The sequence below is a fragment of the Halalkalicoccus paucihalophilus genome (genome assembly GCF_001593955.1).
Classification (GTDB): Archaea; Halobacteriota; Halobacteria; order Halobacteriales; family Halalkalicoccaceae; genus Halalkalicoccus; species Halalkalicoccus paucihalophilus.
The window spans coordinates 1-23,114 of the sequence record NZ_LTAZ01000002.1; the positions used below are offsets into that span (position 1 = coordinate 1).

At 65.6% G+C, this 23,114-nt stretch carries 27 protein-coding genes and 1 pseudogene; 13 read left to right on the forward strand and 15 right to left on the reverse strand.

What is annotated here, in order from left to right; all coding sequences use genetic code 11:
• A partial coding sequence (locus HAPAU_RS02970) for a translation initiation factor IF-1 (protein ID WP_066379418.1) occupies positions 1-259 on the reverse strand: 259 nt, incomplete at its 3' end.
• 71 nt (positions 260-330) lie between these two features.
• Here HAPAU_RS02970 and HAPAU_RS02975 point away from each other — a divergent pair.
• Complete coding sequence (locus tag HAPAU_RS02975) at positions 331-2,463, forward strand: thioredoxin domain-containing protein (protein WP_066379421.1); 2,133 nt, start codon at positions 331-333, stop codon at positions 2,461-2,463.
• On the opposite strand, the gene HAPAU_RS02980 is transcribed toward HAPAU_RS02975, so the two are convergent.
• Positions 2,460-2,849 (reverse strand): thioredoxin family protein, encoded by a 390-nt coding sequence (locus HAPAU_RS02980; RefSeq protein ID WP_066379426.1) that lies wholly within the window; start codon positions 2,847-2,849, stop codon positions 2,460-2,462. The genes HAPAU_RS02975 and HAPAU_RS02980 overlap by 4 nt on opposite strands.
• Positions 2,850-2,886: 37 nt before the next feature.
• Positions 2,887-4,095, reverse strand: coding sequence for an MFS transporter (locus HAPAU_RS02985; protein WP_084383652.1), 1,209 nt, complete (start codon positions 4,093-4,095; stop codon positions 2,887-2,889).
• Between the two features lie 143 nt (positions 4,096-4,238).
• Between HAPAU_RS02985 and HAPAU_RS02990 the strand changes: the two genes are divergently transcribed.
• Complete coding sequence (locus HAPAU_RS02990; protein WP_066379429.1) at positions 4,239-5,207, forward strand: PLP-dependent cysteine synthase family protein; 969 nt, start codon at positions 4,239-4,241, stop codon at positions 5,205-5,207.
• Here HAPAU_RS02990 and HAPAU_RS02995 read toward each other — a convergent pair.
• From HAPAU_RS02995 to cyaB, 4 genes are all read right to left on the reverse strand, one after another.
• A complete protein-coding gene (locus HAPAU_RS02995; RefSeq protein WP_066379430.1) occupies positions 5,204-5,656 on the reverse strand; it encodes a DUF5804 family protein in 453 nt (150 codons plus the stop codon). The genes HAPAU_RS02990 and HAPAU_RS02995 overlap by 4 nt on opposite strands.
• Before the next feature lie 57 nt (positions 5,657-5,713).
• On the reverse strand, positions 5,714-6,880 hold the full coding sequence (locus tag HAPAU_RS03000; protein WP_066379431.1) for a tRNA sulfurtransferase: 1,167 nt from the start codon (positions 6,878-6,880) through the stop codon (positions 5,714-5,716).
• A gap of 52 nt (positions 6,881-6,932) precedes the next feature.
• The gene (locus tag HAPAU_RS03005; RefSeq protein WP_066379432.1) at positions 6,933-8,138 is read right to left on the reverse strand and encodes a methionine adenosyltransferase; all 1,206 of its coding nucleotides are present in this window, start codon (positions 8,136-8,138) and stop codon (positions 6,933-6,935) included.
• Positions 8,139-8,200: 62 nt separating this feature from the next.
• Positions 8,201-8,743 (reverse strand): class IV adenylate cyclase, encoded by a 543-nt coding sequence (gene cyaB / locus HAPAU_RS03010; RefSeq protein ID WP_066379440.1) that lies wholly within the window; start codon positions 8,741-8,743, stop codon positions 8,201-8,203.
• Between the two features lie 287 nt (positions 8,744-9,030).
• Here cyaB and HAPAU_RS03015 point away from each other — a divergent pair, with 287 nt between their 5' ends.
• Entirely contained in the window at positions 9,031-9,744 is a 714-nt protein-coding gene (locus HAPAU_RS03015) for a TlpA family protein disulfide reductase (protein WP_084383653.1), read from the forward strand.
• Between the two features lie 75 nt (positions 9,745-9,819).
• Entirely contained in the window at positions 9,820-10,785 is a 966-nt protein-coding gene (locus HAPAU_RS03020; protein ID WP_066379442.1) for an FKBP-type peptidyl-prolyl cis-trans isomerase, read from the forward strand.
• Here HAPAU_RS03020 and HAPAU_RS03025 read toward each other — a convergent pair whose 3' ends face one another.
• Together HAPAU_RS03025 and HAPAU_RS03030 are read right to left on the reverse strand one after the other, a co-directional pair.
• Positions 10,786-11,412, reverse strand: a complete 627-nt coding sequence (locus tag HAPAU_RS03025) for an RAD55 family ATPase (RefSeq protein WP_066379444.1) — start codon at positions 11,410-11,412, stop codon at positions 10,786-10,788.
• A 43-nt stretch (positions 11,413-11,455) separates the two neighbouring features.
• Positions 11,456-12,410 (reverse strand): annotated as a pseudogene (locus HAPAU_RS03030) (TIGR03557 family F420-dependent LLM class oxidoreductase).
• Between the two features lie 94 nt (positions 12,411-12,504).
• Between HAPAU_RS03030 and pyrB the strand changes: the two are divergent.
• A complete protein-coding gene (pyrB, locus tag HAPAU_RS03035) occupies positions 12,505-13,401 on the forward strand; it encodes an aspartate carbamoyltransferase (protein WP_066379446.1) in 897 nt (298 codons plus the stop codon).
• Positions 13,398-13,862 (forward strand): aspartate carbamoyltransferase regulatory subunit, encoded by a 465-nt coding sequence (pyrI, locus tag HAPAU_RS03040; RefSeq protein ID WP_066379448.1) that lies wholly within the window; start codon positions 13,398-13,400, stop codon positions 13,860-13,862. The genes pyrB and pyrI overlap by 4 nt, the downstream gene beginning before the upstream one ends.
• 51 nt (positions 13,863-13,913) lie before the next feature.
• Here the strand turns inward: pyrI and HAPAU_RS03045 are convergent, their stop codons facing one another.
• Positions 13,914-14,333 carry a universal stress protein gene (locus HAPAU_RS03045; protein WP_066379453.1) on the reverse strand — a complete coding sequence of 140 codons (420 nt, stop codon included), beginning with the start codon at positions 14,331-14,333 and terminating at the stop codon, positions 13,914-13,916.
• 172 nt (positions 14,334-14,505) lie between these two features.
• Here HAPAU_RS03045 and HAPAU_RS03050 point away from each other — a divergent pair, with 172 nt between their 5' ends.
• Genes HAPAU_RS03050 through HAPAU_RS03060 form a run of 3 tightly spaced genes read left to right on the forward strand, consistent with a single transcriptional unit; the run spans position 14,506 to position 16,340 of the window.
• Positions 14,506-14,931 carry a universal stress protein gene (locus HAPAU_RS03050; RefSeq protein WP_066379464.1) on the forward strand — a complete coding sequence of 142 codons (426 nt, stop codon included), beginning with the start codon at positions 14,506-14,508 and terminating at the stop codon, positions 14,929-14,931.
• A gap of 51 nt (positions 14,932-14,982) precedes the next feature.
• Positions 14,983-15,648: a thiaminase II gene (gene tenA / locus HAPAU_RS03055; protein ID WP_066379466.1), complete on the forward strand. Its 666-nt coding sequence runs from the start codon at positions 14,983-14,985 to the stop codon at positions 15,646-15,648.
• Complete coding sequence (locus tag HAPAU_RS03060; RefSeq protein ID WP_066379473.1) at positions 15,645-16,340, forward strand: TenA family protein; 696 nt, start codon at positions 15,645-15,647, stop codon at positions 16,338-16,340. The genes tenA and HAPAU_RS03060 overlap by 4 nt, the downstream gene beginning before the upstream one ends.
• On the opposite strand, the gene HAPAU_RS03065 is transcribed toward HAPAU_RS03060, so the two are convergent.
• The gene (locus tag HAPAU_RS03065; RefSeq protein WP_066379474.1) at positions 16,333-16,533 is read right to left on the reverse strand and encodes a hypothetical protein; all 201 of its coding nucleotides are present in this window, start codon (positions 16,531-16,533) and stop codon (positions 16,333-16,335) included. The genes HAPAU_RS03060 and HAPAU_RS03065 overlap by 8 nt on opposite strands.
• Positions 16,534-16,761, reverse strand: a complete 228-nt coding sequence (locus HAPAU_RS03070) for a DUF7860 family protein (RefSeq protein ID WP_066379701.1) — start codon at positions 16,759-16,761, stop codon at positions 16,534-16,536.
• An 81-nt stretch (positions 16,762-16,842) separates the two neighbouring features.
• Between HAPAU_RS03070 and HAPAU_RS03075 the strand changes: the two genes are divergently transcribed.
• Positions 16,843-17,676, forward strand: a complete 834-nt coding sequence (locus tag HAPAU_RS03075) for a hypothetical protein (RefSeq protein ID WP_066379476.1) — start codon at positions 16,843-16,845, stop codon at positions 17,674-17,676.
• A gap of 1 nt (position 17,677) precedes the next feature.
• Here HAPAU_RS03075 and HAPAU_RS03080 read toward each other — a convergent pair whose 3' ends face one another.
• Positions 17,678-18,235: an NUDIX hydrolase gene (locus HAPAU_RS03080; RefSeq protein WP_066379477.1), complete on the reverse strand. Its 558-nt coding sequence runs from the start codon at positions 18,233-18,235 to the stop codon at positions 17,678-17,680.
• 124 nt (positions 18,236-18,359) lie between these two features.
• Here HAPAU_RS03080 and HAPAU_RS03085 point away from each other — a divergent pair, with 124 nt between their 5' ends.
• The 3 genes from HAPAU_RS03085 (at position 18,360) to HAPAU_RS03095 (ending at position 20,414) form a co-directional block, all read left to right on the forward strand.
• Positions 18,360-18,554 (forward strand): hypothetical protein, encoded by a 195-nt coding sequence (locus HAPAU_RS03085; protein WP_066379479.1) that lies wholly within the window; start codon positions 18,360-18,362, stop codon positions 18,552-18,554.
• Between the two features lie 6 nt (positions 18,555-18,560).
• On the forward strand, positions 18,561-18,977 hold the full coding sequence (locus HAPAU_RS03090; RefSeq protein ID WP_066379482.1) for an RNA-binding protein: 417 nt from the start codon (positions 18,561-18,563) through the stop codon (positions 18,975-18,977).
• Positions 18,978-19,040: 63 nt separating this feature from the next.
• Complete coding sequence (locus tag HAPAU_RS03095; protein WP_066379485.1) at positions 19,041-20,414, forward strand: APC family permease; 1,374 nt, start codon at positions 19,041-19,043, stop codon at positions 20,412-20,414.
• On the opposite strand, the gene HAPAU_RS03100 is transcribed toward HAPAU_RS03095, so the two are convergent.
• Complete coding sequence (locus HAPAU_RS03100) at positions 20,411-21,502, reverse strand: AMP-binding protein (protein ID WP_066379488.1); 1,092 nt, start codon at positions 21,500-21,502, stop codon at positions 20,411-20,413. The two genes, HAPAU_RS03095 and HAPAU_RS03100, sit on opposite strands and share 4 nt — an antisense overlap.
• Positions 21,499-23,106 (reverse strand): acetolactate synthase large subunit, encoded by a 1,608-nt coding sequence (locus tag HAPAU_RS03105; protein WP_066379491.1) that lies wholly within the window; start codon positions 23,104-23,106, stop codon positions 21,499-21,501. The genes HAPAU_RS03100 and HAPAU_RS03105 overlap by 4 nt, the downstream gene beginning before the upstream one ends.
• Between the last annotated feature and the right edge of the window lie 8 nt (positions 23,107-23,114).

The window sequence follows — 23,114 nt, forward strand, 5'->3', positions numbered from 1 at the left end:
CGTGATCGCCCTGAAGCTCGATCCGGCCGTCCTCGACGGTGCCCCCGACCGCGAGGGCCCGCTTGAGTTCCGAGGCGAGCGCCTTCAGATCGACCGCCTTCGGGTCCAATCCCTCGACAAGCGTCATCGGCTTGCCGTAGCGCCTGGATTCGACCCGGACCGTCGCGCGCTGGTCGGCGCGTGCCAGATCGTCGTCGATGCCCAGTTCGTCGGGGAGTCCCGACACCGATCCCAGCCCCTCGTCCCGTTCGTCAGCCATACCCGTGATACGGACTCGAAGGGCATAGCCCTGTGGCCACGTTTACCTGCCGTGACTTCCTATCCCGGGTCATGAGCGAAACCGACCGGAACCGACTCGACGAGGAGGCCAGTCCGTACCTCCGACAGCATGCCGACAACCCGGTGAACTGGCAACCGTGGGACGAGGCGGCGCTTTCGGCCGCCGAGGAGCGCGACGTGCCGATCTTCCTCTCAGTGGGGTATTCGGCGTGTCACTGGTGTCACGTCATGGAAGAGGAGAGCTTCGAGGACGAGGAAATAGCGAGGAAGCTCAACGAGGGGTTCGTTCCGATCAAGGTCGACCGCGAGGAGCGCCCCGATCTGGACAGCATCTACCAGACGATCTGCCAACTCGTCACGCGACGGGGTGGTTGGCCCCTCTCCGTGTGGCTCACCCCCGACGGCCGGCCCTTCTACGTCGGCACCTACTTCCCGCGCGAATCGCGCCGCGGGACGCCCGGCTTCGGCGACCTCCTCTCGAACATCACGGAAAGTTGGGAGAGCGATCGCGAGGAGATCGAGAACCGCGCCGACCAGTGGACCCGCGCGATCACCGACCAGTTGGAGGAGGTGCCCGATGCGAGCGAGCGTCCCGATGGCGTGCTGATCGAGGCCGCCGACGCCGCGCTGCGGGGAGCCGATCGCGAACACGGCGGGTTCGGCGAGAACGGTCCGAAGTTCCCCCAGACAGCCCGCTTGGAGGTTCTCCTGCGGGCACACGACCGCACTGGACGGCGACCCTACGGCGAGGTCGTCACCGAGACACTCGACGCGATGGGGAGTAGAGGAATGTACGACCAGCTCTGCGGCGGATTTCATCGGTACGCCACGGACCGCCAGTGGGTCGTCCCGCACTTCGAGAAGATGCTCTACGACAACGCCGAGCTCCCCCGAACCTACCTCGCGGGCTACCGAGCGACCGGCGAGGAGCGCTACGCACGGATCGTCCGCGAGACGCTCGAATTCGTCCGCCGCGAACTCCAGCATCCCGACGGCGGGTTTTACAGCACGCTCGACGCCCAGAGCGCGGACCCCGAAACGGGCGAGCGCGAGGAGGGTGCGTTCTACGTCTGGACGCCCGAGGAGGTCGAGGAGGTGCTCGACGAGGGGGACGTCGAACTGTTCTGTGACCGATACGGGATCGACGAGCGGGGCAATTTCGAGGGGAAGACGGTACTGACGCTCGCCCGGAGTATCGGGTCGCTGGCCGAGGAGTACGGGATGGACGAGAGCGAGGTCGACGAACGGCTCGCCGAGGCCCGAGCGAAGCTGTTCGAGGTCCGCGAGGAGCGCCCGCGGCCGCGCCGGGACGAGAAGGTGCTCGCGGGGTGGAACGGCCTGATGATCTCGGCCTTCGCGGAGTCTGGACTGATACTGGACGAATCGTACGCCGAAAGCGCCGTTTCGGCCCTCGAGTTCGTCCGCGAGCAGCTCTGGGACGGGGAGGAAAAGCGCCTCTCGCGGCGGTTCAAGGATCATGAAGTGAAGATCGACGGCTACCTCGAGGACTACGCGTTCCTTGCACGGGGCGCGTTCGACACCTATCAGGCGACCGGCGAACTCGACCATTTGAAGTTCGCCCTCGACCTCGCGCGGGCGATCGAGCGGGAGTTCTGGGACGCGAATCGAGAGACGCTGTATTTCACGCCCGAGGCCGGCGAGGAACTCGTCGCCCGCCCGCAGGAACTGGGCGATCAGTCCACGCCGTCGAGCCTGGGCGTGGCCTGTGACGTCCTGCTCTCCCTCGCGCCGTTCGCCGACGCAGATTTCGAAGGGATCGTCGAGCGGGTGCTCACCCGACACGGCGACCGCGTTCGAGGCAATCCGCTCGAACACGCGACGCTGGCGCTGGTCGCGGATCGCTTCGAGAACGGCTCGCTCGAGATGACGGTCGCCGCAGAGGAGCTTCCCGACGAGTGGCGCGAGCGGTTAGGCGGGACGTACCTCCCAAACAGGATCCTCGCGCGGCGCCCGCCGACCGAGGAAGGTTTGCAAGAATGGCTCGACGAACTCGGGCTAGAGGAGGCGCCGCCGATCTGGGCGGGTCGCGAGGCTCGTGAGGGCGAGCCGACTGCCTACGTCTGTCGTTCCTTTACCTGCTCGCCGCCGGTCAGCGACGTCGAGGAGGCCTTAGAGTGGGTCGAGAATCTCGATCCCGCGACCCCAACAGAAGAGTCGAGCTAGGCCGAGGCTTCGATCCCGCGGAGCTGCTCGGCGAGGTGTGCGACGGCGGAAATCGGCTCGCTTTCGACGAAGCGGGCGACCTCCTCTCCCTCACGCTCAATGATGATCGTGGGGATGTACTCGATGTCGTACTCCTCGACCAGTTCGCCCTCCTTCGAGCCGTCATCGCGCTTCTCGACGGGGTACTCGTGAACCTGCTCGTCGGGGATTCCGGCGGCGTCGAGGGCCGCACCCACGTCGGGCAGGACGGCCCGACAGTCCCCACACCAGTCGCCACCCCACACTCTGACGGTGAGGTCCTCGGCGTGTCGTCGGAAGGGTTCGAGTTCGCGTTCGTGTGCGTTCGGGTCCCAAGTCGGGTTCGGGCGCATCGTTTCGAGGGTCATGGCCGGGCGTTCGGGACCGAGGATATTAACGCGTGTGCTAGTCGTCGGGGACGAGTGCCGTCAGCGCGATACCCGCCGCCGAGAGAACGGCGAGTCCGAGGAAGGCGCCGTCGAAGTAGTTCAAGTCGGCGACGACGCCGACGACGAGCGGGCCGGTCGCGCCGAGGGCGATATGGCCGGTCCTGAGCAGGCCGAGCCCGCTGCCTTTCATGTCCTCGGGCAGGGCGTTTACGAGGAACGTCTGGGTCAGCGGCGTCACCCCCAAGAGGGAACTCGCGACGATCGTCACGATGACGAGGCCCGTAAAGCCCTCTATGAAGGGGAGGGCCGCGAGCCCGAGCGTCGTGATGGCGATGACGACGTACAGCGTCGGGCGGGTACCGAAGCGATCCCCGCTTGCGCCCGCAATCGGCTGGACGGCGACGCCGCTCGCGAAAAAGAGGCCGAACAGGCCGGCCGCGAGGCTCGGAGAGAGCCCCTTCATCTCGACGAGGTAGGTCGGATAGAAGCCGGTAAAGCCCTGATAGACGAAAAAGAGGAAGACGTGGACGCCGGTGACGATCAGTATCGAGCGTTCGGCGATCCCGCGGCCGACGTATTTCAGGGTCCCGATCGAGAGGCTGTCGACCGCGCTCTCTTCGGTCAGCTTTCCCGGAACGACACGGTAGAGGACGACAGTCATCAGGAAGAAGAGGGGGACCGTCATGCCGAACCCGAGTCGCCACGAAACGGTCGCCGCGAGTAGGCCCGCGACCACCGGCAGGATCGCGTTGCCCGCTTCGCCGACCGCAAGCGTCAGCCCGATGGCGGTGCCGTCACGCTCGTCGTAGATCCCCGAGAGGATCGTGAATCGGGCGGGGCCGAAGAGCGCCGTCGAGAAACCGAACAGGGCGGTCGCGAGAAAGAGTATCAGGGCCGTGTTCGAGACGGCCACGACCGCGATCATCGTCCCCGAGACGAGCGTACTGACCACGAGCGCGTTCCCCTCGCCCAGCCGGTCGCCGATGACCCCGCCGGGGAACTGGCCGAGCGCGTAGGCGACCCACAGAACGGTGATCAACAGGCCCGCAGTGGTCAGCCCGAGCGAGAACTCCGTACGGATGTAGGGCAGTAGGGCGGGAAAGACGAGACGAACGCCGAGCGAGAGGAACCAGCCGCCAGCGACTCCCAACAGGATCCAGCCGCGCCCGCCGCTCCAGAGGTCACGCGCGAGGGTTCGGAGGGCTGTGGTTCCGGCTGACTGCACAGTCAGCCCCACGCCAAGCGGTCTCATTCGACTGTCGGTCCCGGCAGTATCGGTGGATTCCGGGTAGAGTTGTTAATATGACTCGGTCGAATTATTACCCGCGTCCATCAGGGGTTTATACCTGTGTTCCCTAGCTGTCGGGTATGCACGGGAGCATTCTGGACGCGATCGGGACGCCGCTGGTCCAGGTCGACTCCCCGGAGGGCGCCACCGTGGCGGCGAAACTGGAGTCGTTCAATCCGGGGGGCTCGGCGAAGGACCGGCCCGCACTCGCGATGATCGAGGCCGCCGAACGTGAGGGACTGCTCTCGCCGGGCGATTCGATCGTCGAACCCACGAGCGGGAACACGGGGATCGGACTGGCGGTCGCCTCCGCCGCGAAGGGCTACGATCTGACGATCGTTCTCCCCGATACGATGTCCGAGGAACGTCGCCGCCTGCTTCGGGCCTACGGCGCCGAGATCGAACTCGTTTCGGGGGAGATGACCGACGCCAGAGAGCGCGCCAACGAGATCGTCGCCGAGACCGGCGCCGTCCAGTTGGGCCAGTTCGAGAACGCCGCGAACGCCGAGGCCCACTACCGGACGACCGCCCCCGAGATCATCGAGGCCGTCGACGGTCGCGAGGTCGATGCGCTGGTCGCGGGCGTCGGTACTGGTGGTACCGTCACCGGCACGGGCCGACGGCTCAAGGAGGAGTACCCCGAGATGGACGTGATCGCGGTCGAACCCGCCGAAAACGCGGTTCTCTCGACGGGCGAGCCCGGCAAGGACGAGTTTCAGGGGATGGGGCCGGGCTTCGTGAGCGAACTGCTCGACGTGGATCTGTTGGACGCCATCGAGACGGTCGCGCTCGCGGATGCCGAGGCAGAGTGTCGCCGCCTCGCGCGCGAGGAGGGGATCCTCGTGGGCCAGTCGAGCGGCGCGGCCTCGATCGCCGCGCGCCGCGTGGCCGAGCGGCGCGCACGACCCGAACTGAACTGCCCCGAAGCGCCCGACGTGACCTTCAGCGCCGACGGCGGCGCGGAGGCGGGCTACGACGACTGCCCGCTCGTCGTGGCGATCTTCCCCGACAGCGGCGAGCGCTACCTCTCGACTGGGCTGTTCGACTAGCTCCCGAACTCCCCCTCGGCGACGCGCACGACGACCGTTTCCTCGACATCGCGCAGGTCGTACTCCGGGATCTCGCCGTCGCGGCGAGTGACGTACATCGGTTCGACGAGCCGCCCGTCCTCGACGCCGTAGACCGCGAGCGACTGGGCCGTCGCCCCGACACCGATCTCGTTGTCCCGGACCCGCTCTGCGAGCGTCCGCGAGAGCCACTCGTCGGTGCTGATCGAGGGGTCCCTGACGAACGCTGTTTCGGCGAAGCGGACCAGATACCAGTTCAGATCGTTCAACAGCGAGACCGCCCCGCCCAGACTCACCGTCTCGATGGCGACGGAGTTCTCCCACGGCTCCGAGAGGTCGTGGGTCGCGAGCGCCTCGCGGGCAGTCTCGCGGCTCAAAAGCTCGAAGCGCACGTCTACCCCTTGCTTGCCGACGATACAGACGGTCGTCACGGACGGAGAATGTCGAGGCCATCGAAAAGTGGTTTTGGTTGCCGTCGCCCGTTCGTGCTACAGGTCGCCCCGCTCGATCCCGGCGACCGCCTCGGCGACCAGTGCCTCCAGATCCGGCTCCGCGGCTTCGACTTCCTCGAGCGAGGCGTTCGTCTCGGGATAGTCGGGCGCGATCCGGTTACAGCCCGCCTCGATGGTCGCGTCCTCGTAGGTCCCGATCTTTCGCGCCTGTGCGATGATCTCCTGTTTGTCCCGCGTCAAAAGCGGGCGGTGGACGGGCAGGTCAGTGGCGCAGTCAGTCACTACGAGGTTCGCGCTGGTCTGGCTCGACTTCTGTCCGATCGCCTCGCCGGTGACGATCCCCGCCGCGCCCGAGTCCTCGGCGACCCGTTCGGCGACCCGAAGCATGAACCGACGAAGCGAGAGCATCCGCGTCGGACCGATCTCGCCCACCAATCGGTCGGCCACCGCGCCCGCGGGCGCGATCCGGAGATCGAACTCGTGGTTCGGCGTATAGCCCCCGAGTGTGCGGGCCGACTCGACCGCCCGTGCGACGTGATCGACCCCGCCATACGCCTCGAAATCGAAGTACAGCGGGATCACCGGAGCGCCGCGTTTCATCACCTCCCACGCCGCGACGGGCGAGTCGATACCCCCGGAGAGGAGCGCGACGAGCGGGCGCTGGGTTCCCAGCGGGAGGCCGCCCGGCCCCGCGCGCTTATCGGTGAACACGAACGCTTCGTCCGAGCGGCACTCGACGTAGAACGTCCTCGCGGGGTTCTCGAGATCGACCACGGGATCGGAAAGGGCGTCCCAGACGGCCTGCCCGCCATCGCGCTCGATGTCCTCGCTCGTAAACGGATGGGCGTCGCGCTCGCCGGCACGCCGCGCGTCCACGGCGAAGGGACCCTCGAACTCGGTCGCGTCGGCGGTCTCGACGAGTGCCTCGGAGATCGCCTCGATGGTCGGTTCCGTCGAGATGGCGGGGCTGGCCGAGACGATCCCGAAGGTCTCACAGGCAGCCGTGGTGGCGGCCTCTGGATCGGTGGTGCGGATCCGCGGACGCGACCACTGCCAGTCGAGTTGGGCACTAACGTCCCGCGAGTCGAACATCGCCCGAAGGTTCGTCTCCAACGAGCGCTCCATGTCCCGCTGGACTTTCGTGCTCTTGACGCCGATGTCCCCGTAGCGAACGAGGACGGTGTCGGCTCCGGGCGGTGTCATGATCGGACGTAGTCCGAGGAGGGATAAACGGGCTTCGAACCCCTCTCGGGGCCTAAAAGGTCGAGAGCTCGCCGTCGATGGTGCGCTGCGTGATCTCCGAGACGCCGGCGAGTTCGCGGTCGACGATCTCGGTCACGTCGTCCTCGATGTCGGCGAGCGAAACGCCCTCTTCCGCGACGACGTGGGCGTCGGCGACGTGGGGTTGGTCGATCGGGCGACCGATCTGGGAGAGCAATCGGATCCGGAGGTCGCGGATCCCGTCCACCTCCTCGACGACCGAGTGGGCGATCTCGGTCGAGAGGAGGTTGTAGATCTTCCCGATGTGGTTGACGGGGTTCTTTCCACTGGTCGCTTCCATCGACATCGAGCGGTTGGGCGTGATCAGGCCGTTGGCGCGGTTGCCCCGCCCCACGGAGCCGTCGTCGCCCTGTTCGGCGGAGGTGCCGGTCGTCGTGAGGTAGATCGAGTTTTCCTCGTAGTCGTCGGCGGTGTTCACGTAAACGGAGACCTCCCGGTCGGTGTACTCACCGGCGAGGTCGGCGACGTGTTCGCTGACGCCCGAAACGGCGTCAGTGTACGCGTTCATGTCGACGATGTACTCATCGATCATCGCCACGGCCACCGTGATATCGATCCGGTCGCCCTCGCGCTTGCCCATGATCTTCACGTCGGGGCCGATCTCGGGATTCGTATCGCTGTAGGCCCTGTTGAGACTTCGCTCGGCCTCCAGAACGATTCGCTCGGTTTCCGTCAGCGGGGCGTGACCCACCCCAAAGGAGGTGTCGTTGGCCATCGGCACGGTCGTTCCCTCCTCGCCGAAGACCTCCTGGAGGTCGCCGCTTCCCTCGCCCAGTTTCACGTCGACGATCACGTCGGTACCGAACTCGAGTTCGGGGACCGTCTCCGCGAGGTACTCGCGGGCGGCCTCGAGTGCGATCTTCCCGGTGGGGATCCGCGTTCCCTCGTACTCCTTCGTGGCCCGGCCGACGATCAGCAGGTAGATCGGATCGATCATCTCGCCGCCGCCGAAGGCCGGGGCGGCGTTACCCGCAACCAGTTGTGTCTCGTCGGTGTTGTAGTGTAGCACTTTGCCGACGCGCTCGATGTACTCCCGCGAGAGGGCGCTAGAAACGCGTTCTGCGACGCCGTCACAGATCGAGTCGGGGTGGCCCAGCCCCTTTCGCTCGACGATCTCGACTTCCTGATCCTCGACGGCCCGTCGATCGATCGGCTCGACTCGGATGTTCCGCTCGGTCATTGGCGAGGCTACACGTCCGGGTGTGCTATACCTTGCGATAACTACCCGGCCCGGAAATATAACTAATATGCATTATCCAGCAGGAGTTCGAGATACGACGTTCTGATCTCCGAATCGGGATCCAGCCCGAGCGTTTCGACCGTCTCCGCGACGCCTGCGCGCGCGGCATCGATCCCTTTCTCCCGGACTTCCGTTTCTACCTCGACGAACTCGCCCAGGACATTGACAGTATCGAGCGTCACGACGTATTCGGCGATCGAGAAGCGTTCCCGTTCCTTCCCGACGGTTTCGACGGGGACGAATCCGAGCGAGTCGAGGATCGAGTCCATCACATCGGCGTCCCCGAGTTCCGTCTCGTACTCCTCACGCGTCTTCGAAGTCTCCCCGACGAGCGGACCCTTGTACGTGAGTTTCGCACGCTCGTCTCCATCCGCCTCCTCACGACGGACCCGAAGTGCCTCGTCCGTCTCGGCGAAGTCACGCATCGGCGCGTTGTAGTAGGTGTCCTCCTGTGAAATGGTATCGAGCGGGGTTGCTCCGTGTTCGTCGAGCGCCCGTCGGACCTGTTCGTGGTTCGCCCGGACCTTCATCTCGACTTCGTACATGACTCCCCATAGCGAACGCGGCCTCGAAAAGTACCCGTTTCACACTGGGAGGACGCTTTTCCACCCGCTAACAGTGGTCGAACACTCCCAGTAGAGGGTACTGGTATCCGTCGATTAGCCACTCACTAGAACCACTGATCGGATTCAGCTATCGCGATTCGTAGACGGGTGAACCGTCCACGGCGATGCGTGCCGATTAGTGGGTGTCTATTCTCTGATATTATCGTGGATAAATAAGTGTCAACGCAGGAATTGTTCGGCCGATGCGCGACATAAACCGTCGACGTATGATCCAGCTGTCCGGTGGCATAGCACTCGCGAGTATGGCCGGCTGTCTCGGGAGCGACGACGACCCGAAGGAGAAGGATAATACTGGCGATAAGAACGACGATACCGGTGGCGGTAAAGACACGAAAGACAACGACAAGCCCGAAAGCGGGGACGACGCGCCGAAGGCCGACGTCGAGACCGACGACGGCAAGACGGTCACGATCGAGTCGAAGGGCAAGCCGGTCGTCGTGATGTTCGGTGACGTCGAAAACGAGAAGTGTAAGTCCTACTCCGAGACGCTGGTCGACCTCCACGAGGAGTACGGCGACCGCGCGTACATGCTCACGGTCAACACCAACATGGATGTCTCGATGGAGGATCTGAAGGAGTTCCACGAGAGATACGGCGGCGATTGGGACCACGCCATGGGTACCAAGGACCTCCTCGAGAAGTACGGTATCGAGACTACGGTAACGATCTGTGTCATCGACGAGGACGGCACGGTCGCCTTCCGTACCGACGGCGACATCGACCGGAAGACGGTCGAAAAGGCGCTCGAAGTCTACGTCGACGGCGATATCGATGAGAAAGACATCGAGAAAGCCCTCGATGCGTACAGGGAGGGCGAGGTCTCGGAGGAGGATCTGGAGGAAATCCTCGACGCCTACGAGAAGGGCGACATCGACGGGAAAGACATCGAGGAGGCGATCGAAACGTACGCTGACGATTGAATTTCCGTCGATCGTCCGCGCCCGTGACGGACACGAAACGTTGTTCTTAAGGCGCGAACGCCTGTCGTCTGTGGTATGAGTGACGAAGAAGCGCCAGACGCAGCCGAAGACACCGAAACCGAAGCGACCGAGGAGGAATCCGAGGGGCTCGGAGACGGTGATTTCGTCCGGCTCGCCTACACGGCGCGTACGGTCGAGGGCGATCAGCTCGTCGACACCACGGACCGGGAGATCGCAGAAGACGAGGGCGTCGACGTCGAAGAACGCAACATCGAGCCGCGAGTGATCACGCTCGGCGCGGGCCACCTCTTCGAGGCGGTCGAAGAAGACATCGAGGGCAAGGAGGCCGGTGATTCGGGGACCGTCGTCGTTCCCGCCGAGGAGGCCTTCGGCGAGTACAGCGAGGACGAAGTTCGGACCGTCAGCGCCGAGAAGATCCCCGAGGACGACCGCTACCCCGGTGCCCACGTCGACATCGACAACCAGCACGGCCACGTCGAGACCGTCATCGGTGGGCGCGCCCGCGTCGACTTCAACCACCCGCTCGCGGGCGAGGACGTCGAGTACGAATACGAGATCATCGAGGAGGTCGAGGACCGCGTCGACCGCGCGAAGGGGATGCTCTCGATGTTCGTCGACGCCGACCTCGAGATGTGGATCGAGACCGACGAGGTCGAGGAGGAGACCGTCGTCGAGCCCGACGAGGATGCCGACGAAGACGCGGAGCCGGAAACGGAAGTCGAAACCGTCGAGAAGGAGACGCTCTACATCGAGGCGACCCCACAGCTGACGATGAATCAGCAGTGGATGTTCCAGAAACAACAGATCGCCCAGGACCTGATGGATCGACTGGAACTCGACCGCGTCATCATCCAGGAGACCATCGAGGGCGGCGGCATGATGGGCGGTCTCGGCGGCATGATGGGTGGCATGGGTGGCGGTGGCGGCGACATCGAAGAGGCGCTCGAGGACGCCGACGTCGACGCCGACGAGATCGTCGAGGAACTCGAGGACGAAATCGACGTCGATTCCGAGGAGTAATCAGGCGATATCCCGGCTCGTATCGATCCGAACCCGATCGCCGAGTTCGAGTTTGATCGTCTCCGAGAGCGCGCGCCCGCCGCGGAACTTCGGGACCGCGAGCCTGTTCTCGATCGACTCGCCACTCACTCTGGTATCGAGCGAGAAGACCACGTCGGCCATGTACTCGGTCAGGTCGCGCCCCGCCGGCGGGGATCGCCCTGAGAGACAGTGTAACACGGCGACGCTCTCCGTGTTGACCATCGCGGTCTGCAACCCGTTCAGGAACCGACGATACCGGCCGAGCTCCCGGCGTTCGAGTGCGTCGACCGGGTCGATCAGCAGCGTCGATTCCTGGGGAAGCGTTCCCAGCAGCCGGTTGATCCCGTCGAGCGGCGCCTCGCCCGCGACGTGACGGATCTCGGGGCTCCCAGTGGGTGCGTTCGTCCGTTCGAGCGCGTCGAGGACCGCCTCCGAGGAGCGCTCGGTCGTCAGATACAGCGTCTCGCGTGAGACGGTGAGTTCGTACAACAGTAGCTCCGACTGGCTCGCCGGCGATGCCGACAGTGTGACGACGCTTCCTGCAGGGATCCCGCCGTCCAACCGACGGTCGAGCACGTCGATACCGGTTGGAAGGCGCCGGGACATATCAATATATATTTGTTTTCAACTCGAATAAACCTTCGCCCGATCAGAACTCGCCTTCGATGTTCTCCTCGTAGAACTCGAAAAAGCCCTCCTGATCCGGCCCGATCTGGTGGAAGTAGACGTGGTCGTAGCCGGCATCGAGACAGGCCTCGACGCTGTCGATAAAGGGTTCGGGGTCCGATCCCAGCGGCGTGGCGCTCTCTGCGACGTCCTCGCGGTCGACCATCTCGGTCGCCTGCTCGAAGTGCGCCGGCGTCGGCAGGACCTGGCTCAGTTCGCCCGATATCTCGCCGTTGGGCCACGTCTCGTAGACGGTGTCGAGCGCCTCCTCCTCGCTCTCGGCGTAACAGACGTCGATCTGGGCGTATTTCGGGCCGTCGCCGCCGGCTTCGTCGTAGGTCTCGAGGGGGTCTTCCTGCGGGCCGACACACCACAGGCCGTCGCCGATGTCGGCCGCCGAGCGGGCGGCCTTCGGGCCGAACGCGGAGACGACGATCGGCGGGAGTTCGTCGGGCAATGTGTAGATCTTCGCGTTCTCGACGTCGTAGTGTGTCCCGTGGTGGCTGTAGTTCTCGCCCTCCCAGAGGTCGCGGATCACGCCGACGGCCTCCTCGAGCATCTCTAGGCGGACCGGCGCCTCGGGCCAGCGGTCGCCCAGCACGTGCTCGTTGAGGTTCTCGCCGCTCCCGACGCCGAAGAAGAAACGCCCGTCGAGCATATCGGCCGTGGTCGCCGCCGCCTGTGCGAGGATCGCGGGGTGGATCCTGACTGTCGGACAGGTCACGCCGACGCCGACATCGATCTCCTCGGTCGCGTGGGCGATCCCGCCGAGCGTGCTCCAGACGAACGGGCTCTCGCCCTGCGCTTCGACCCACGGGTGGAAGTGAATCCGAGATCGAGACGAACTCGAAGCCCGCCTCCTCGGCACGGGCGGCGTTCTCGACCAGCGTGGTCGGGTCGTGCTCCTCGCTCGAGAGGGTGTATCCGAGATCGATCATCGTACTCGGGTTCGGCGGCATCGCTGTTAAGCGTACACCCGGCAGTCGTCGCCGACCGCGAGATTGAAGGTCCCCTGTCTCCCCTGTCAGCGTGATGCGGCACGACCACGTGCTGACCGCAAAACAGTTCTCCCGCGAGGACATCGAGGCGGTTCTCGACCGCGCGGCCGACTTCGACGGTCCGACGGGCGGAACTCGCCACACGAACACCCTCCTCGGTCTGCTGTTCTTCGAACCCAGCACGCGCACCAAGATGAGTTTCGAGACGGCGATCAAACGCCTCGGCGGCGACACCATCGACATGGGCTCGATCGACTCCTCGTCGGTGTCGAAAGGCGAGAGCCTCGCAGACACCGTCCGGGTGATCGAGGGGTACGCCGACGCGCTCGTCCTTCGCCACCCCCAGCAGGGCGCGGCGAAGATGGCCAGCGAGTTCGTCGACGTGCCCGTGATCAACGCGGGCGACGGGGCGGGCCACCACCCGACCCAGACGCTGCTGGATCTCTACACCATCCGTGAGAACGCCGGCCTCGACGACCTCTCGATAGGGATCATGGGCGATCTGAAGTACGGCCGGACGGTCCACTCGCTGGCCCACGCACTGGCCACCTTCGAGACGACCCAGCACTTCATCAGTCCCGAGAGCCTCTCGCTGCCCGCGGAGGTGCGATACGACCTCGACGAGGCCGGTGCGTCGGTCACAGAACACACCGGCCTCGAGTCCGTCCTCCCCGATCTCGACGTGCTCTACGTCACCCGAATCCAACGGGAACGGTTCCCCGACGAGAACGAGTACCGTGCAGTGGCCGACGAGTACGGGATCGACCTCGCGATGCTCGACGAGGCGAAGGCGGACCTCTCGATCATGCACCCGCTCCCGCGGGTCGACGAGATCGACCCCGCGATCGACGACACCGACCACGCGACGTACTTCGATCAGGCACACAACGGCGTCCCCGTACGGATGGCGCTGCTCGATTCACTGCTATGACAGACGACCACCAACTCCGCGTCGGCAAGATCGAGAACGGCACCGTCATCGACCACGTGACCGGCGGTCAGGCGCTCAACGTGCTGGCGATCCTCGATATCGACGGTTCGGGCGGCGAGGAGATCTCGGTCGGGATGAACGTCCCCTCGGAGCGGGTCGGCCGCAAGGACATCGTCAAGGTCGAGGGCCGGGAGTTGAGCCAGGAGGAAGTCGACGTCCTCTCGCTGATCGCGCCCGACGCGACGATCAACATCGTCCGGAACTACGACGTAGTGGAGAAACACCGCGTCGAGCGCCCCGAGGAGGTCGTCGGCGTCCTCTCGTGTCCGAACGCCAACTGCATCACGACCGCCCACGAACCCGTCGACTCGCGCTTTGCGGTCCTCGAGGACGGCGTGCGCTGTGCGTACTGCGGGACGCTGATCCGCGAGGGGTTCGCCCGATACATCGAGGTCGACTGAGGGGCTGGCGGAGGGCGGTCACAACGAGGTCGCTCCCGATTGTCAGGACTGTCAGCGAACGATCGTCACCGGGACGGGCGATCGTCGGGCGACCGCTTCCGCCACGCTACCCAGAAGGACCCTCGTCGCTCCAGTACGGCCGTGGCTGCCGATCACGACCGCGTCGAACCCGCCTTTTCCCGCGAGATCGACGATCTCCTTGGCCGGGCTCCCGGTCTCGATGCGCGTCTCGATCTCGGTATCGACCTCGCCTCGGACCGTTTCGAACAGTTCCTCGGCGTGTTCGCGTGCCCGCTCGTAGCCCGGTGCGACTTCTGGATCGTCCGTGAACGCGGCCCAGTAGCCCTCGACGGGGATCACGTGTACGGCAGTGATCTCGGCGTCGGGAAACGTTCCATGGGCGTACCGCAGCGCTTCGCGTGACTGGTCGGAGTCGTCGACCGGAACGAGGACCTTGGTTACGTCTCTCATAATCGTTGTTACGGTAGAGGGACGTAAAATCGGTTCGCGGATCCCCGAATTCTGAGAACGATCGGTATTCCGCGCCGCCGAATCCGACGGGGAGGCGAGTTCCCGCCTCTTCTCGTAGGTGATTTGCTAGTAGAGCTATATTTCTGGACGACGTTGACCCGCTCGAAGACGGATGTACGACAGGATCCTCGTTCCGACGGACGGCAGCACCGACGCGGAGAACGCGCTCTCACACGCGGTCGAACTCGCGGCGGCGTTCGACGCGACGATCCACGGCCTCTACGTCGTCGACCTCGACCGATACGGCAGCGTCGGCAGTTTCGACCCGCTCGACAAACGCCTAGAGGGAATTGGACGGGAGGCGCTCGCGACCGTCGAGCGCGTCGCCGCCGATCGCGGCGTCGAGACCGTCACCGAACTTCGGGAGGGGTCGGTCCACCGTCAGATCAACGACTACGCCGCCGAACACGACATCGACGCCATCGTTATGGGATCGCGCGGACGCTCCAGACTCGACCGGATGTTGGTCGGAAGCGTCACCGAACGGGTGGTCCGCACCGCCGACCGGCCCGTGATCGTCGTTCGGAATCGGAAATAACCCGGTAGTACGACCGGAAGGTACTTCGATTCGGAGGCGTCATCTCGCGGTATGTCGTTCGTCGCGTCGCTCGAACCCGAGGCCGAACGGATCTGGGACGCCATCCACGACCACCCGATGGTGCAGGGGATCGGCGACGGAAGCTTGGAGGAGGTGCCGTTTCGTTACTGGGTCAGACAGGACTACTACTACCTGATCGAGTACAACCGCGTTTTCGCGTACGGAGCCGCCCGCGCGCCGGATCTCGCCCGGATCGAGCGCTTTGCGGACCTGCTCTCGGAGACGGTTTCGACCGAGATGGACCTGCATCGCTCCTACGCCGCGGAGTTCGGGATCAGCGAGGCGGAGTTGGAGGACACGGATCCCTCGCCGACGACCCGAGCGTACACCGATTTCCTCGTCCGGATCGCGGCCACCGGGGGTTTCGGCGAACTGATCGCCGCTCTGTTGCCCTGTATGTGGGGGTTCAACGAAACGGGGAGGAGGCTCGCAGACGCCGGGCTTCCCGAGCACGAGGGCTACGCCGCATGGATCGAGATGTACTCGGGCGAGGAGTTCGCCGAACTCGCCGAGTGGTGCAAGGACCTCATGGACGAGATGGCGGCCGACGCGGGAGAGGCCGGTCGAGAACGGTACCGTGAGGCGTTTCTCACCTCCGCGCGCTACGAGTACCGGTTTTGGGACGCGGCGTGGCACGAGGAGGAGTGGACGATATGAGCGCGCCCGGGAGTTTCGACGCCTATGCGCGCGACCGTGAGGACGCCCGCTTCACCGACTGGCTCCGCGAGCGCTCGGAACCGGACTGGACGGCGACGACGACCCACCGGTTCGTCGAGGAACTCGGGGACGGAGCCCTTTCCGAGCAAGTGTTCGCCCGGTATCTCGTTCAGGACTACGCGTTCGTCGAGACCCTCGTCTCGCTGGTCGGCTACGGCGTCGGACAGGCACCGGACATGGAGTCGAAAGCCCGCCTGACGGCGTTTCTCTCGGCGATCACCGGCGACGAGGACGAGTACTTCCGTCGGTCGTTTGAGGCCCTCGGGGTTCCCGAATCGAGGTGGGCCGATCCCGAGATGAACCCGACGACGGCCGGGTTTCGAGATCTAATCCTGAGAGCGGCCCACGAGGGAGGGTACGCCGAGACGCTCGCCGTGCTGGTCCCCGTCGAGTGGTCGTATCTCGAATGGGCGAGCGCGATCGAGGAGCCGCCCGAGGCGTTTTACTTCGCGGAGTGGGTCGAACTCCACGCGATACCCGAGTTCGAATCGACCGTCGAGTGGCTGCGCTCGGAGCTCGACACCTATGGGGCGGCGTGTTCCGAGCGCCGACAGGCGCGTCTCGACGCGCTGTTCTCGCGTGCGATGGCGTTCGAGGTGGACTTCTTCGATGCCGCCTTCGAGTCTACGTAATCGACCGGTCGAGGATCCGCCGGATCGCCCAGAGGTCCCACGCGATGACGACGAGCCAGAGGAGGACGACTTCGATCCGGACGATGGGCGAATCGAGCCACAACAGGACGAGTTTCACCGGCAGGATGACCGCGAGGCTGATCAGAAGGACGTCCCAGAGTGACTGCGGGTCTCGCACGCTGGGGAGGCGCATTCACTCGATCAACGGCAGGACGATCGCGAAGACGATAGGCGAACAGAGCGCGAGGGCGATCCCACCGAACTCCATGACGGTAAACAGCGTCACCTCCCACGGAGGCAACGACCCGAACAGCGTCGGGCCGAGCGCGTGACCGAGGATTCCGAGGGCGAATACCGTAACCCCGAACGCGAAGCCACCGCGGGCGTACTGGGAGTACGACAGCCGTTGGTACTGTCCCATACCTCGGTACACGACCATCGCCGATAAAAACGTTGTCGGCCACGTAGCAACGCACTTACGCGCCGCGGCGGTAGGGCCCCCATGTTCGGGGTCGTCACGCGGAACCGAGAGGAGTGTACCTGGCCCGAGTTCGATCTCGCCTTCTACGAGTCCAAGGACGTGAGCGGGCGCTCTACCGAGCCGATCTCCGGGGCCATCAACATGATCTCCTGTTTCGGCGACAACGCCGCAGCCGAGAGTTCTCCGGAACTCGTCCCCCGGAACCGGGAGGGTGAACTCGCGACCCGCGAACGGCCGTACTTCGACTGGGCGTACATCTGCCCGACTCACGAGGGCTATCGCGAGGGGCTTCTCGAAATGGTCAGCGAGGCTGCGGAAGCCAACGCGGACGTCCGTCTCGACGACGTGGGATTCCCCCGTCAGGAGTACTGTTACTGCGAGCGCTGTAACCGGCTGTTCGAGGAGAGCGAGTTCGATGACCGCTTCGCGTGGCGCGCGTCGGTCATCACCGACTTTATCGCCGACGCCAGCGCGAGGATCCCCGGCACGACCTATCTTACCCTCTATCCCGACCCGTACCCGGGCCACCTCTACGAGCGCGCCGGCCTCGACATCGAGGCCGTCGAACCGTACGTCGACGAGTTCGTGATCCCGCTGTACGACATGGCCTACTCGACGACCTACTGGCTCGAAACGATCGCCAGCGGCTTCGAGACGCTCCTCGACACCCCCTTCAGCGTCGAACTCTACGCGGTCGACCTCGATCTCGACAACCTGATCCACGCCGCGGAGGTCGCAGAGGCATACGGCGAGGACGTCTTCTTCGGCTACGACGCCGCGAACGCACAGGCCGCTCTCCGACGGATGCGTGCCGATTCACGCGAGGGGAAGAGCTACGGCCCCGATTCGGCGTAACTCACAGATCGCGTTCGCGCCACGCGAGCAGGTCCTCGCGATCCCGTGTGTCCTCCGGGAGATCCCCGAACCACCGCGCCGCGGAGATCTCGTCGTCGGGGTCCGCGATGTGGGTCTCGGTCGTGAGCGCGCGGGCGGCGAAGACGGGGATCACGCCCCACGTCTCGTACTCCCCGGCGATGATCCGGACCTGCGTGAGGATCCCCAACCCGTCATAATCGGCGTCGACGCCGGCCTCCTCGGCGAGTTCGCGAACCGCCGCGCGCTCGAAGTCCTCCTCGGGGCCGACCTCGCCGCCCGGCAGCACCCACAGGTCGACGCCCTCGTGGCGCACGAGCAGGAGCTGGCCGGAGGGTCGGTAGACGATGGTGTGGGCCCCGTAGGGCGCGCCCGTGCGCTCGACGCGCTCGGTCAGGGTACGAAAGCGCCGTCGGGAGACGTGCCGGTGGCGCTCGCGTTCGAGAAAGCCCTCGTGGCGCTCGCACAGGCGGTGATACGCCTGCTCGGCTCGCTGGCTCGCCTCGTTCGCGCGAAACCACAGCCGGTCGATCGTCGTCACTAGCCACCCCTCGGAACCGGTACGGACGCGACGATGTGCATACCGGGGGAACGGTACGGATCGGGAATAACGCTTCGCCGGCCGAACCACGCTACTTTTACCGAACCGGGGGCTACCTGTGGGTATGAGCTTCGAGGAGGACGACCGCGTCGTGCTGTCGGACGACCACAGCGAGTTCGACGGCCAGGAGGGACGGATCACGCAGGTGATGGACACGATGTTCGGCGACGCCACATATACGGTGAGCTTCGAGGACGGCCAGGAGACCGGTATCCCCGAGTCCGACCTCTCGCCCGCCGACGACGAAACCGAAGAGTAACACGCGATGGCCTCCGTCCCGCTTCACTACGTCGACCTCCGAACGTTCTGTTATGCGACCGAGGACGAAAAGCGGGTCGAGGACGCTCTCAGAACCTACCTGCCCGAGGGCTTCGAGATCGAGCGCGCCGAGACCGAGGGCTATCACGGCGACCGCATCCTCGTGCTCTCGGCGCGCATCGAGAACGCCGACGGGATCCGCCACGTGCTCGATCAGCTGCGGGGGTCGACTGACTTGGAACGGGTCCGCGACCAACTCGACGAGCGGGTGACCGAGAACTGCGAACTGTTCTTGTATCTCGACAAGCAGGCCGCCTTCGGCGGCGAGGCCGCGCTCGGCGAGGGGATCACGCTCCGGGCGAAGGTCGAGGCCTACCCCGCGAAAAAGGAGTCGGCAGTGGAAAACGTCCGCGAGTTCCTGTAGGCCTCGCGACACCCCGTTGCCGTCCCCCGAACGTATTTTTACCCGTACTGTGAGGGGCCGTGTATGTCAGAGGCAGACACGACCGAACGCGGACTGGTGAAGGCGCTCTCGCAACGCGATTTGCTCGTACTGGCGTTCGGCGCGATGATCGGCTGGGGATGGATCGTCCTCTCGGGCCAGTGGATCAACGAAGGTGGCCCCGTCGGTGCCATTTCGGCGTTCGTCATCGGAGGCGTTCTCGTGATATTCGTCGCAGTGATCTACGGCGAACTCGCCTCGGCGATGCCCTTCGTCGGCGGCGAACACGTCTACAGCCACCGGGCGCTGGGCGCGCTCGGCTCCTTCGTCTGTACGTGGGCGATCGCCTTCGGCTACGTCAGCGTCGCCGCCTTCGAGGCCGTCGCCCTGCCGTCGGCACTCGCGTTCGTGATCCCGGGGTTCAACGCGATCGAACTCTGGTCGATCGCGGGCGACCCCGTCTACGGGACGTGGGTGCTCGTCGGCGCGCTCGGCGCGGCCGTCATGACCGGCGTCAACTACGTCGGGATCCGCCCGGCCGCCCAGTTTCAGGCGATCGTCACCCTCGTCATCGCGCTCGCCGGAGTCGTTCTCGTGATCGGCGCGATCACCGGCGGCCAACCGTCGCCCGACCCACCCGTGATCGGCGGGCTCGCGGGCGTTTTCGGGGTCGTGCTCGCGACACCGTTCATGTTCGTCGGCTTCGACGTGATCCCCCAGGCCGCCGAGGAGGCCGACGTTCCGACGCGCTCGCTGGGAACGATCATCGTCGCCGCCGTCCTGATGGCGACCCTCTTTTACATCGCCGTCCTCTGGGGTTCCAGTCGGGCCCTGCCGGGCGCACAGCTGGTCGAGAGCCCGCTTCCAGCGGCGGCGGCCATGGAGACGCTGTACGACAGCGTCACCGTCGGCCAACTGATGGCGCTCGCGGGCATCGCGGGCATCCTCACGAGCTGGAACGCCTTCGTCATCGGCGGGAGCCGCGCGATCTTCGCGATGGCCGAGTCGGGGATGCTGCCCACCTTCCTCGCGAAGACCCACCCCGAGTACAACACGCCCCACAACGCCATCCTGCTGATCGGGGTTTCCTCGGTGCTCGCGCCGCTGTTCGGCGAGGGGATGCTCGGCTGGATCGTCAACGCGGGCGGGCTGGGGATCGTCCTCGCGTGGCTGTTCGTCTGCGTCTCGTTTCTCGTCCTCCGCCGGCGCGAACCCGGGATGGACCGACCGTTCAAGGTCCCCGCCGGCTACGCGACGGGTGGGGTCGCGCTCGCCCTCTCGGCCTTCTTCGTCTTCCTCTACCTGCCGGGCGGTCCCTCGGCGCTGGTCTGGCCCTACGAGTGGCTGATGGTCCTGCTATGGGCGCTTTTGGGCGTCGGCTTGTTCGCGCTCTCGCCACGCGGGCGTGACCTCCTCTAGTTATCGTCCTCAATCCAGTAATCCCCGTCGTCGTCGCATCGTGCCCGCACGCCCGTCTCGACCCATCCCTCGAACGCCTCGTCGAGGGTTCCCTCGGCGACCACGGGCCCGCGGGCCTCGAGTCGATCCTCATTAATACGGACCTCGCAGTCGAGGACGGGCCTGCCGACGCTCTCGCCTTTCTCGAGGACGTCCCCGCGCCCCGGCGGGAACGCGAGCAGGTGCGGTACGGCGGGCGTCCCGAACAGCCGACCGACGGGGTGGTCCGCTACCAGATACGCGTCGTGAAGCTCCGCGGGGAGCGGCACGCTCGAATAGAAGGCCTCGACGCTCGCGAAGTTCGCCATCGAGAACCCTTCGGCACCGGTCAGCCGGTCGAACTCGAGGGGTGTGCCGTAGACGTGGGTCGCGTCGTGGCGCTCGATCAGTTCGAGGGCCGGGTCGGGGCGGAACGCCCGGTGGAGGAGGACGGTTCCCCCGGCGTACAGCGCCGGGAGAACCCCCACGAGCAGGCCGTCGGTTCGGAAGAGCGAGGCGAGGTTCGCTACCCGCGACCGTCCCAGCCCCCACGCCGTCAGCCCGGCGATACAGTTCCACTCGGCGCTCGTCGCCGAGTACGTATAGACGGTCGAATCCGCCCCGTCGGGCGACTGGAACAGCAGCCACGGATCGACCGTCGACTCCTCCGGATCGTACTCATCGCCCTCGGTATCCGCGAGTTCGCCGAAGTTCGTCGTCGAGCGAACCTTCCACAAACGGTCGGATTCGGCTTCCTCGTGGAGGACGAGGCGGGGATCGAGCCGGGAGACGAGGTCCGCGATCTCGGATTTCGAGCGATAGGGCGAGAGAAAGGCGAGCGCACAGCCGACCCGCCGGGCCGCAAAGACCAACGCGAGGACCTCGGTCCGATCGCGCGCGAGCAGCGCGATCCGGTCGCCGGATTCGACGCCGAGTCCGGCGAGTTTCCGGGCGAACCGATCGGCGAGCGAATCGAGTTGTGCGTAGCTGTAGCGGCGCCCCTCGCTGGTGTCGATCACGGCCGGGCGCTCGCCCCAGAGGGCCGCCCGCCGGGAGAGCGACAGGGTCATCCGAGTCCGACCTCCACGAGCGCCATCCCCTCCGAGGTGACCACCTCGTTCAGGGTCTCCTCGAGCGCGCTCCACGTCTCGGGACGATGTCCCTCTATCCCGAAGCTCTCAGCGAACGCGACGAAATCCGGGTTCGAGAGCTCGGTACCGAAGTGCTCTCCCGTATGGTCGATCTGTTTCTCGCTGATCAGGCCGTAGTCGTCGTCGTTGAAGAGTAGGATCGTGTAGTCGAGACCCAGTCTGGTGGCCGTCTCGATCTCGGCGCCGTTCATCAGGAAGCCGCCGTCGCCGGTGGCGGCGACGACGTTCGACTCGCAGGCGAGATCCGCCGCCAGCCCGCCGGGGACGGCGATTCCCATGCTCGCCAGACCGTTCGAAATGATGCAGGTGTTGGGCTCGTAGGTCGGGAAGTTCTGGGCGATCGCCATCTTGTGGCTCCCGACGTCCGAGATCAGGATATCGTCGTCGGCCATCACCTCCCGCAGGATCGGCAGGGTGCGCCGGACGCTGAAGGGCTCGTCGGGGTCGGGTCGGCGAGTGACGTCCTCCAGAATCCGGTCGTGAACGTCGGTACACCACGCCTTGCCCGCGCCGGAACGCACCGCCTCCGAGAGCGCCCGCAGGCTCGCGGGGATGTCCGCGACGATCTCGATCTCGGGGTTGTAGTGGCGATAGACCTCCGCGGGCTCGTGATCGATATGGATCACGGTCGTATCGAGGTCGGGGTTCCAGCCCGCCGGGTCGTGTTCGGCGATGTCGTAGCCCACCGCGAGCACGCAGTCTGCGTTCTCGATCGCGTCGGCGGCCTCGCCGTCGGGACCCGAGTCGAGGGTGAGAAGCGAGTGCGGTCGGCGGTCGGAGATCGCGCCCTTGCCCATGTAGGTCGCCACGACGGGCACGCCCGCCCGCTCGACGAGGTCGCGAAGCCGGTTCGCGCTCGCGGAATCGCGGCCCGCGCCGCGCGCCCGCGTTCGCACCGCGCCGTTGCCCGCGAGCACGATGGGGCGTTCGGCGCGTTCGAGCAGCGTCGCCGCCCGCTCGATCGAGTCGGGATCGGGATCGGACCGGCGCACTCGCTCGCGGGTGGGGAGGGGCGTGTCGGTCGTCTCTTCGGCGGCGACGTCCTCGGGGAACTCGAGGTGGGTCGCGCCGGGTTTCTCGTGTTCGGCCAGTTTGAATGCCTTGCGGACTGACTCGGCGACGATCTCGGGTTCACCCAGTTGGGTATTCCACTTCACGACCGGTTCGAACGTGTGGACGATATCGAGGGCCTGATGGCTCTCCTTATGGAGGCGCTCGCGCCCGCCTTGGCCGGTGATCGCGACCAGCGGGGATTTATCGAGGTGGGCGTCCGCGACCCCGGTAAGCAGGTTCGTCGCGCCCGGACCGAGCGTGCTGAGACAGACCCCTGCCTCGCCCGTCAGGCGACCCTGAACGTCGGCCATGAACGCCGCGCCCTGTTCGTGGCGTGTCGGAACGAACCGGATGTCGGAGTCCCGAATCGAGAACAGTAGATCCTCGAGTTCCTCGCCCGGTACGCCGAAGACGTACTCGACCCCCTCGGCGGCGAGACACTCGACCAATAGGTCCGAGGCTTTGACCATACCCGCAC

Coding starts and splice junctions, on each gene's coding strand:
- HAPAU_RS02975 (WP_066379421.1), top strand. CDS start 331: ATGAGCGAAACCGACCGGAACCGACTCGACGAGGAGGCCAGTCCGTAC.
- HAPAU_RS02980 (WP_066379426.1), bottom strand. CDS start 2,849: ATGACCCTCGAAACGATGCGCCCGAACCCGACTTGGGACCCGAACGCA.
- HAPAU_RS02990 (WP_066379429.1), top strand. CDS start 4,239: ATGCACGGGAGCATTCTGGACGCGATCGGGACGCCGCTGGTCCAGGTC.
- HAPAU_RS03000 (WP_066379431.1), bottom strand. CDS start 6,880: ATGACACCGCCCGGAGCCGACACCGTCCTCGTTCGCTACGGGGACATC.
- HAPAU_RS03005 (WP_066379432.1), bottom strand. CDS start 8,138: ATGACCGAGCGGAACATCCGAGTCGAGCCGATCGATCGACGGGCCGTC.
- cyaB (WP_066379440.1), bottom strand. CDS start 8,743: ATGTACGAAGTCGAGATGAAGGTCCGGGCGAACCACGAACAGGTCCGA.
- HAPAU_RS03015 (WP_084383653.1), top strand. CDS start 9,031: ATGATCCAGCTGTCCGGTGGCATAGCACTCGCGAGTATGGCCGGCTGT.
- HAPAU_RS03020 (WP_066379442.1), top strand. CDS start 9,820: ATGAGTGACGAAGAAGCGCCAGACGCAGCCGAAGACACCGAAACCGAA.
- HAPAU_RS03025 (WP_066379444.1), bottom strand. CDS start 11,412: ATGTCCCGGCGCCTTCCAACCGGTATCGACGTGCTCGACCGTCGGTTG.
- pyrB (WP_066379446.1), top strand. CDS start 12,505: ATGCGGCACGACCACGTGCTGACCGCAAAACAGTTCTCCCGCGAGGAC.
- pyrI (WP_066379448.1), top strand. CDS start 13,398: ATGACAGACGACCACCAACTCCGCGTCGGCAAGATCGAGAACGGCACC.
- HAPAU_RS03045 (WP_066379453.1), bottom strand. CDS start 14,333: ATGAGAGACGTAACCAAGGTCCTCGTTCCGGTCGACGACTCCGACCAG.
- HAPAU_RS03050 (WP_066379464.1), top strand. CDS start 14,506: ATGTACGACAGGATCCTCGTTCCGACGGACGGCAGCACCGACGCGGAG.
- tenA (WP_066379466.1), top strand. CDS start 14,983: ATGTCGTTCGTCGCGTCGCTCGAACCCGAGGCCGAACGGATCTGGGAC.
- HAPAU_RS03060 (WP_066379473.1), top strand. CDS start 15,645: ATGAGCGCGCCCGGGAGTTTCGACGCCTATGCGCGCGACCGTGAGGAC.
- HAPAU_RS03065 (WP_066379474.1), bottom strand. CDS start 16,533: ATGCGCCTCCCCAGCGTGCGAGACCCGCAGTCACTCTGGGACGTCCTT.
- HAPAU_RS03070 (WP_066379701.1), bottom strand. CDS start 16,761: ATGGGACAGTACCAACGGCTGTCGTACTCCCAGTACGCCCGCGGTGGC.
- HAPAU_RS03075 (WP_066379476.1), top strand. CDS start 16,843: ATGTTCGGGGTCGTCACGCGGAACCGAGAGGAGTGTACCTGGCCCGAG.
- HAPAU_RS03085 (WP_066379479.1), top strand. CDS start 18,360: ATGAGCTTCGAGGAGGACGACCGCGTCGTGCTGTCGGACGACCACAGC.
- HAPAU_RS03090 (WP_066379482.1), top strand. CDS start 18,561: ATGGCCTCCGTCCCGCTTCACTACGTCGACCTCCGAACGTTCTGTTAT.
- HAPAU_RS03095 (WP_066379485.1), top strand. CDS start 19,041: ATGTCAGAGGCAGACACGACCGAACGCGGACTGGTGAAGGCGCTCTCG.
- HAPAU_RS03100 (WP_066379488.1), bottom strand. CDS start 21,502: ATGACCCTGTCGCTCTCCCGGCGGGCGGCCCTCTGGGGCGAGCGCCCG.
- HAPAU_RS03105 (WP_066379491.1), bottom strand. CDS start 23,106: ATGGTCAAAGCCTCGGACCTATTGGTCGAGTGTCTCGCCGCCGAGGGG.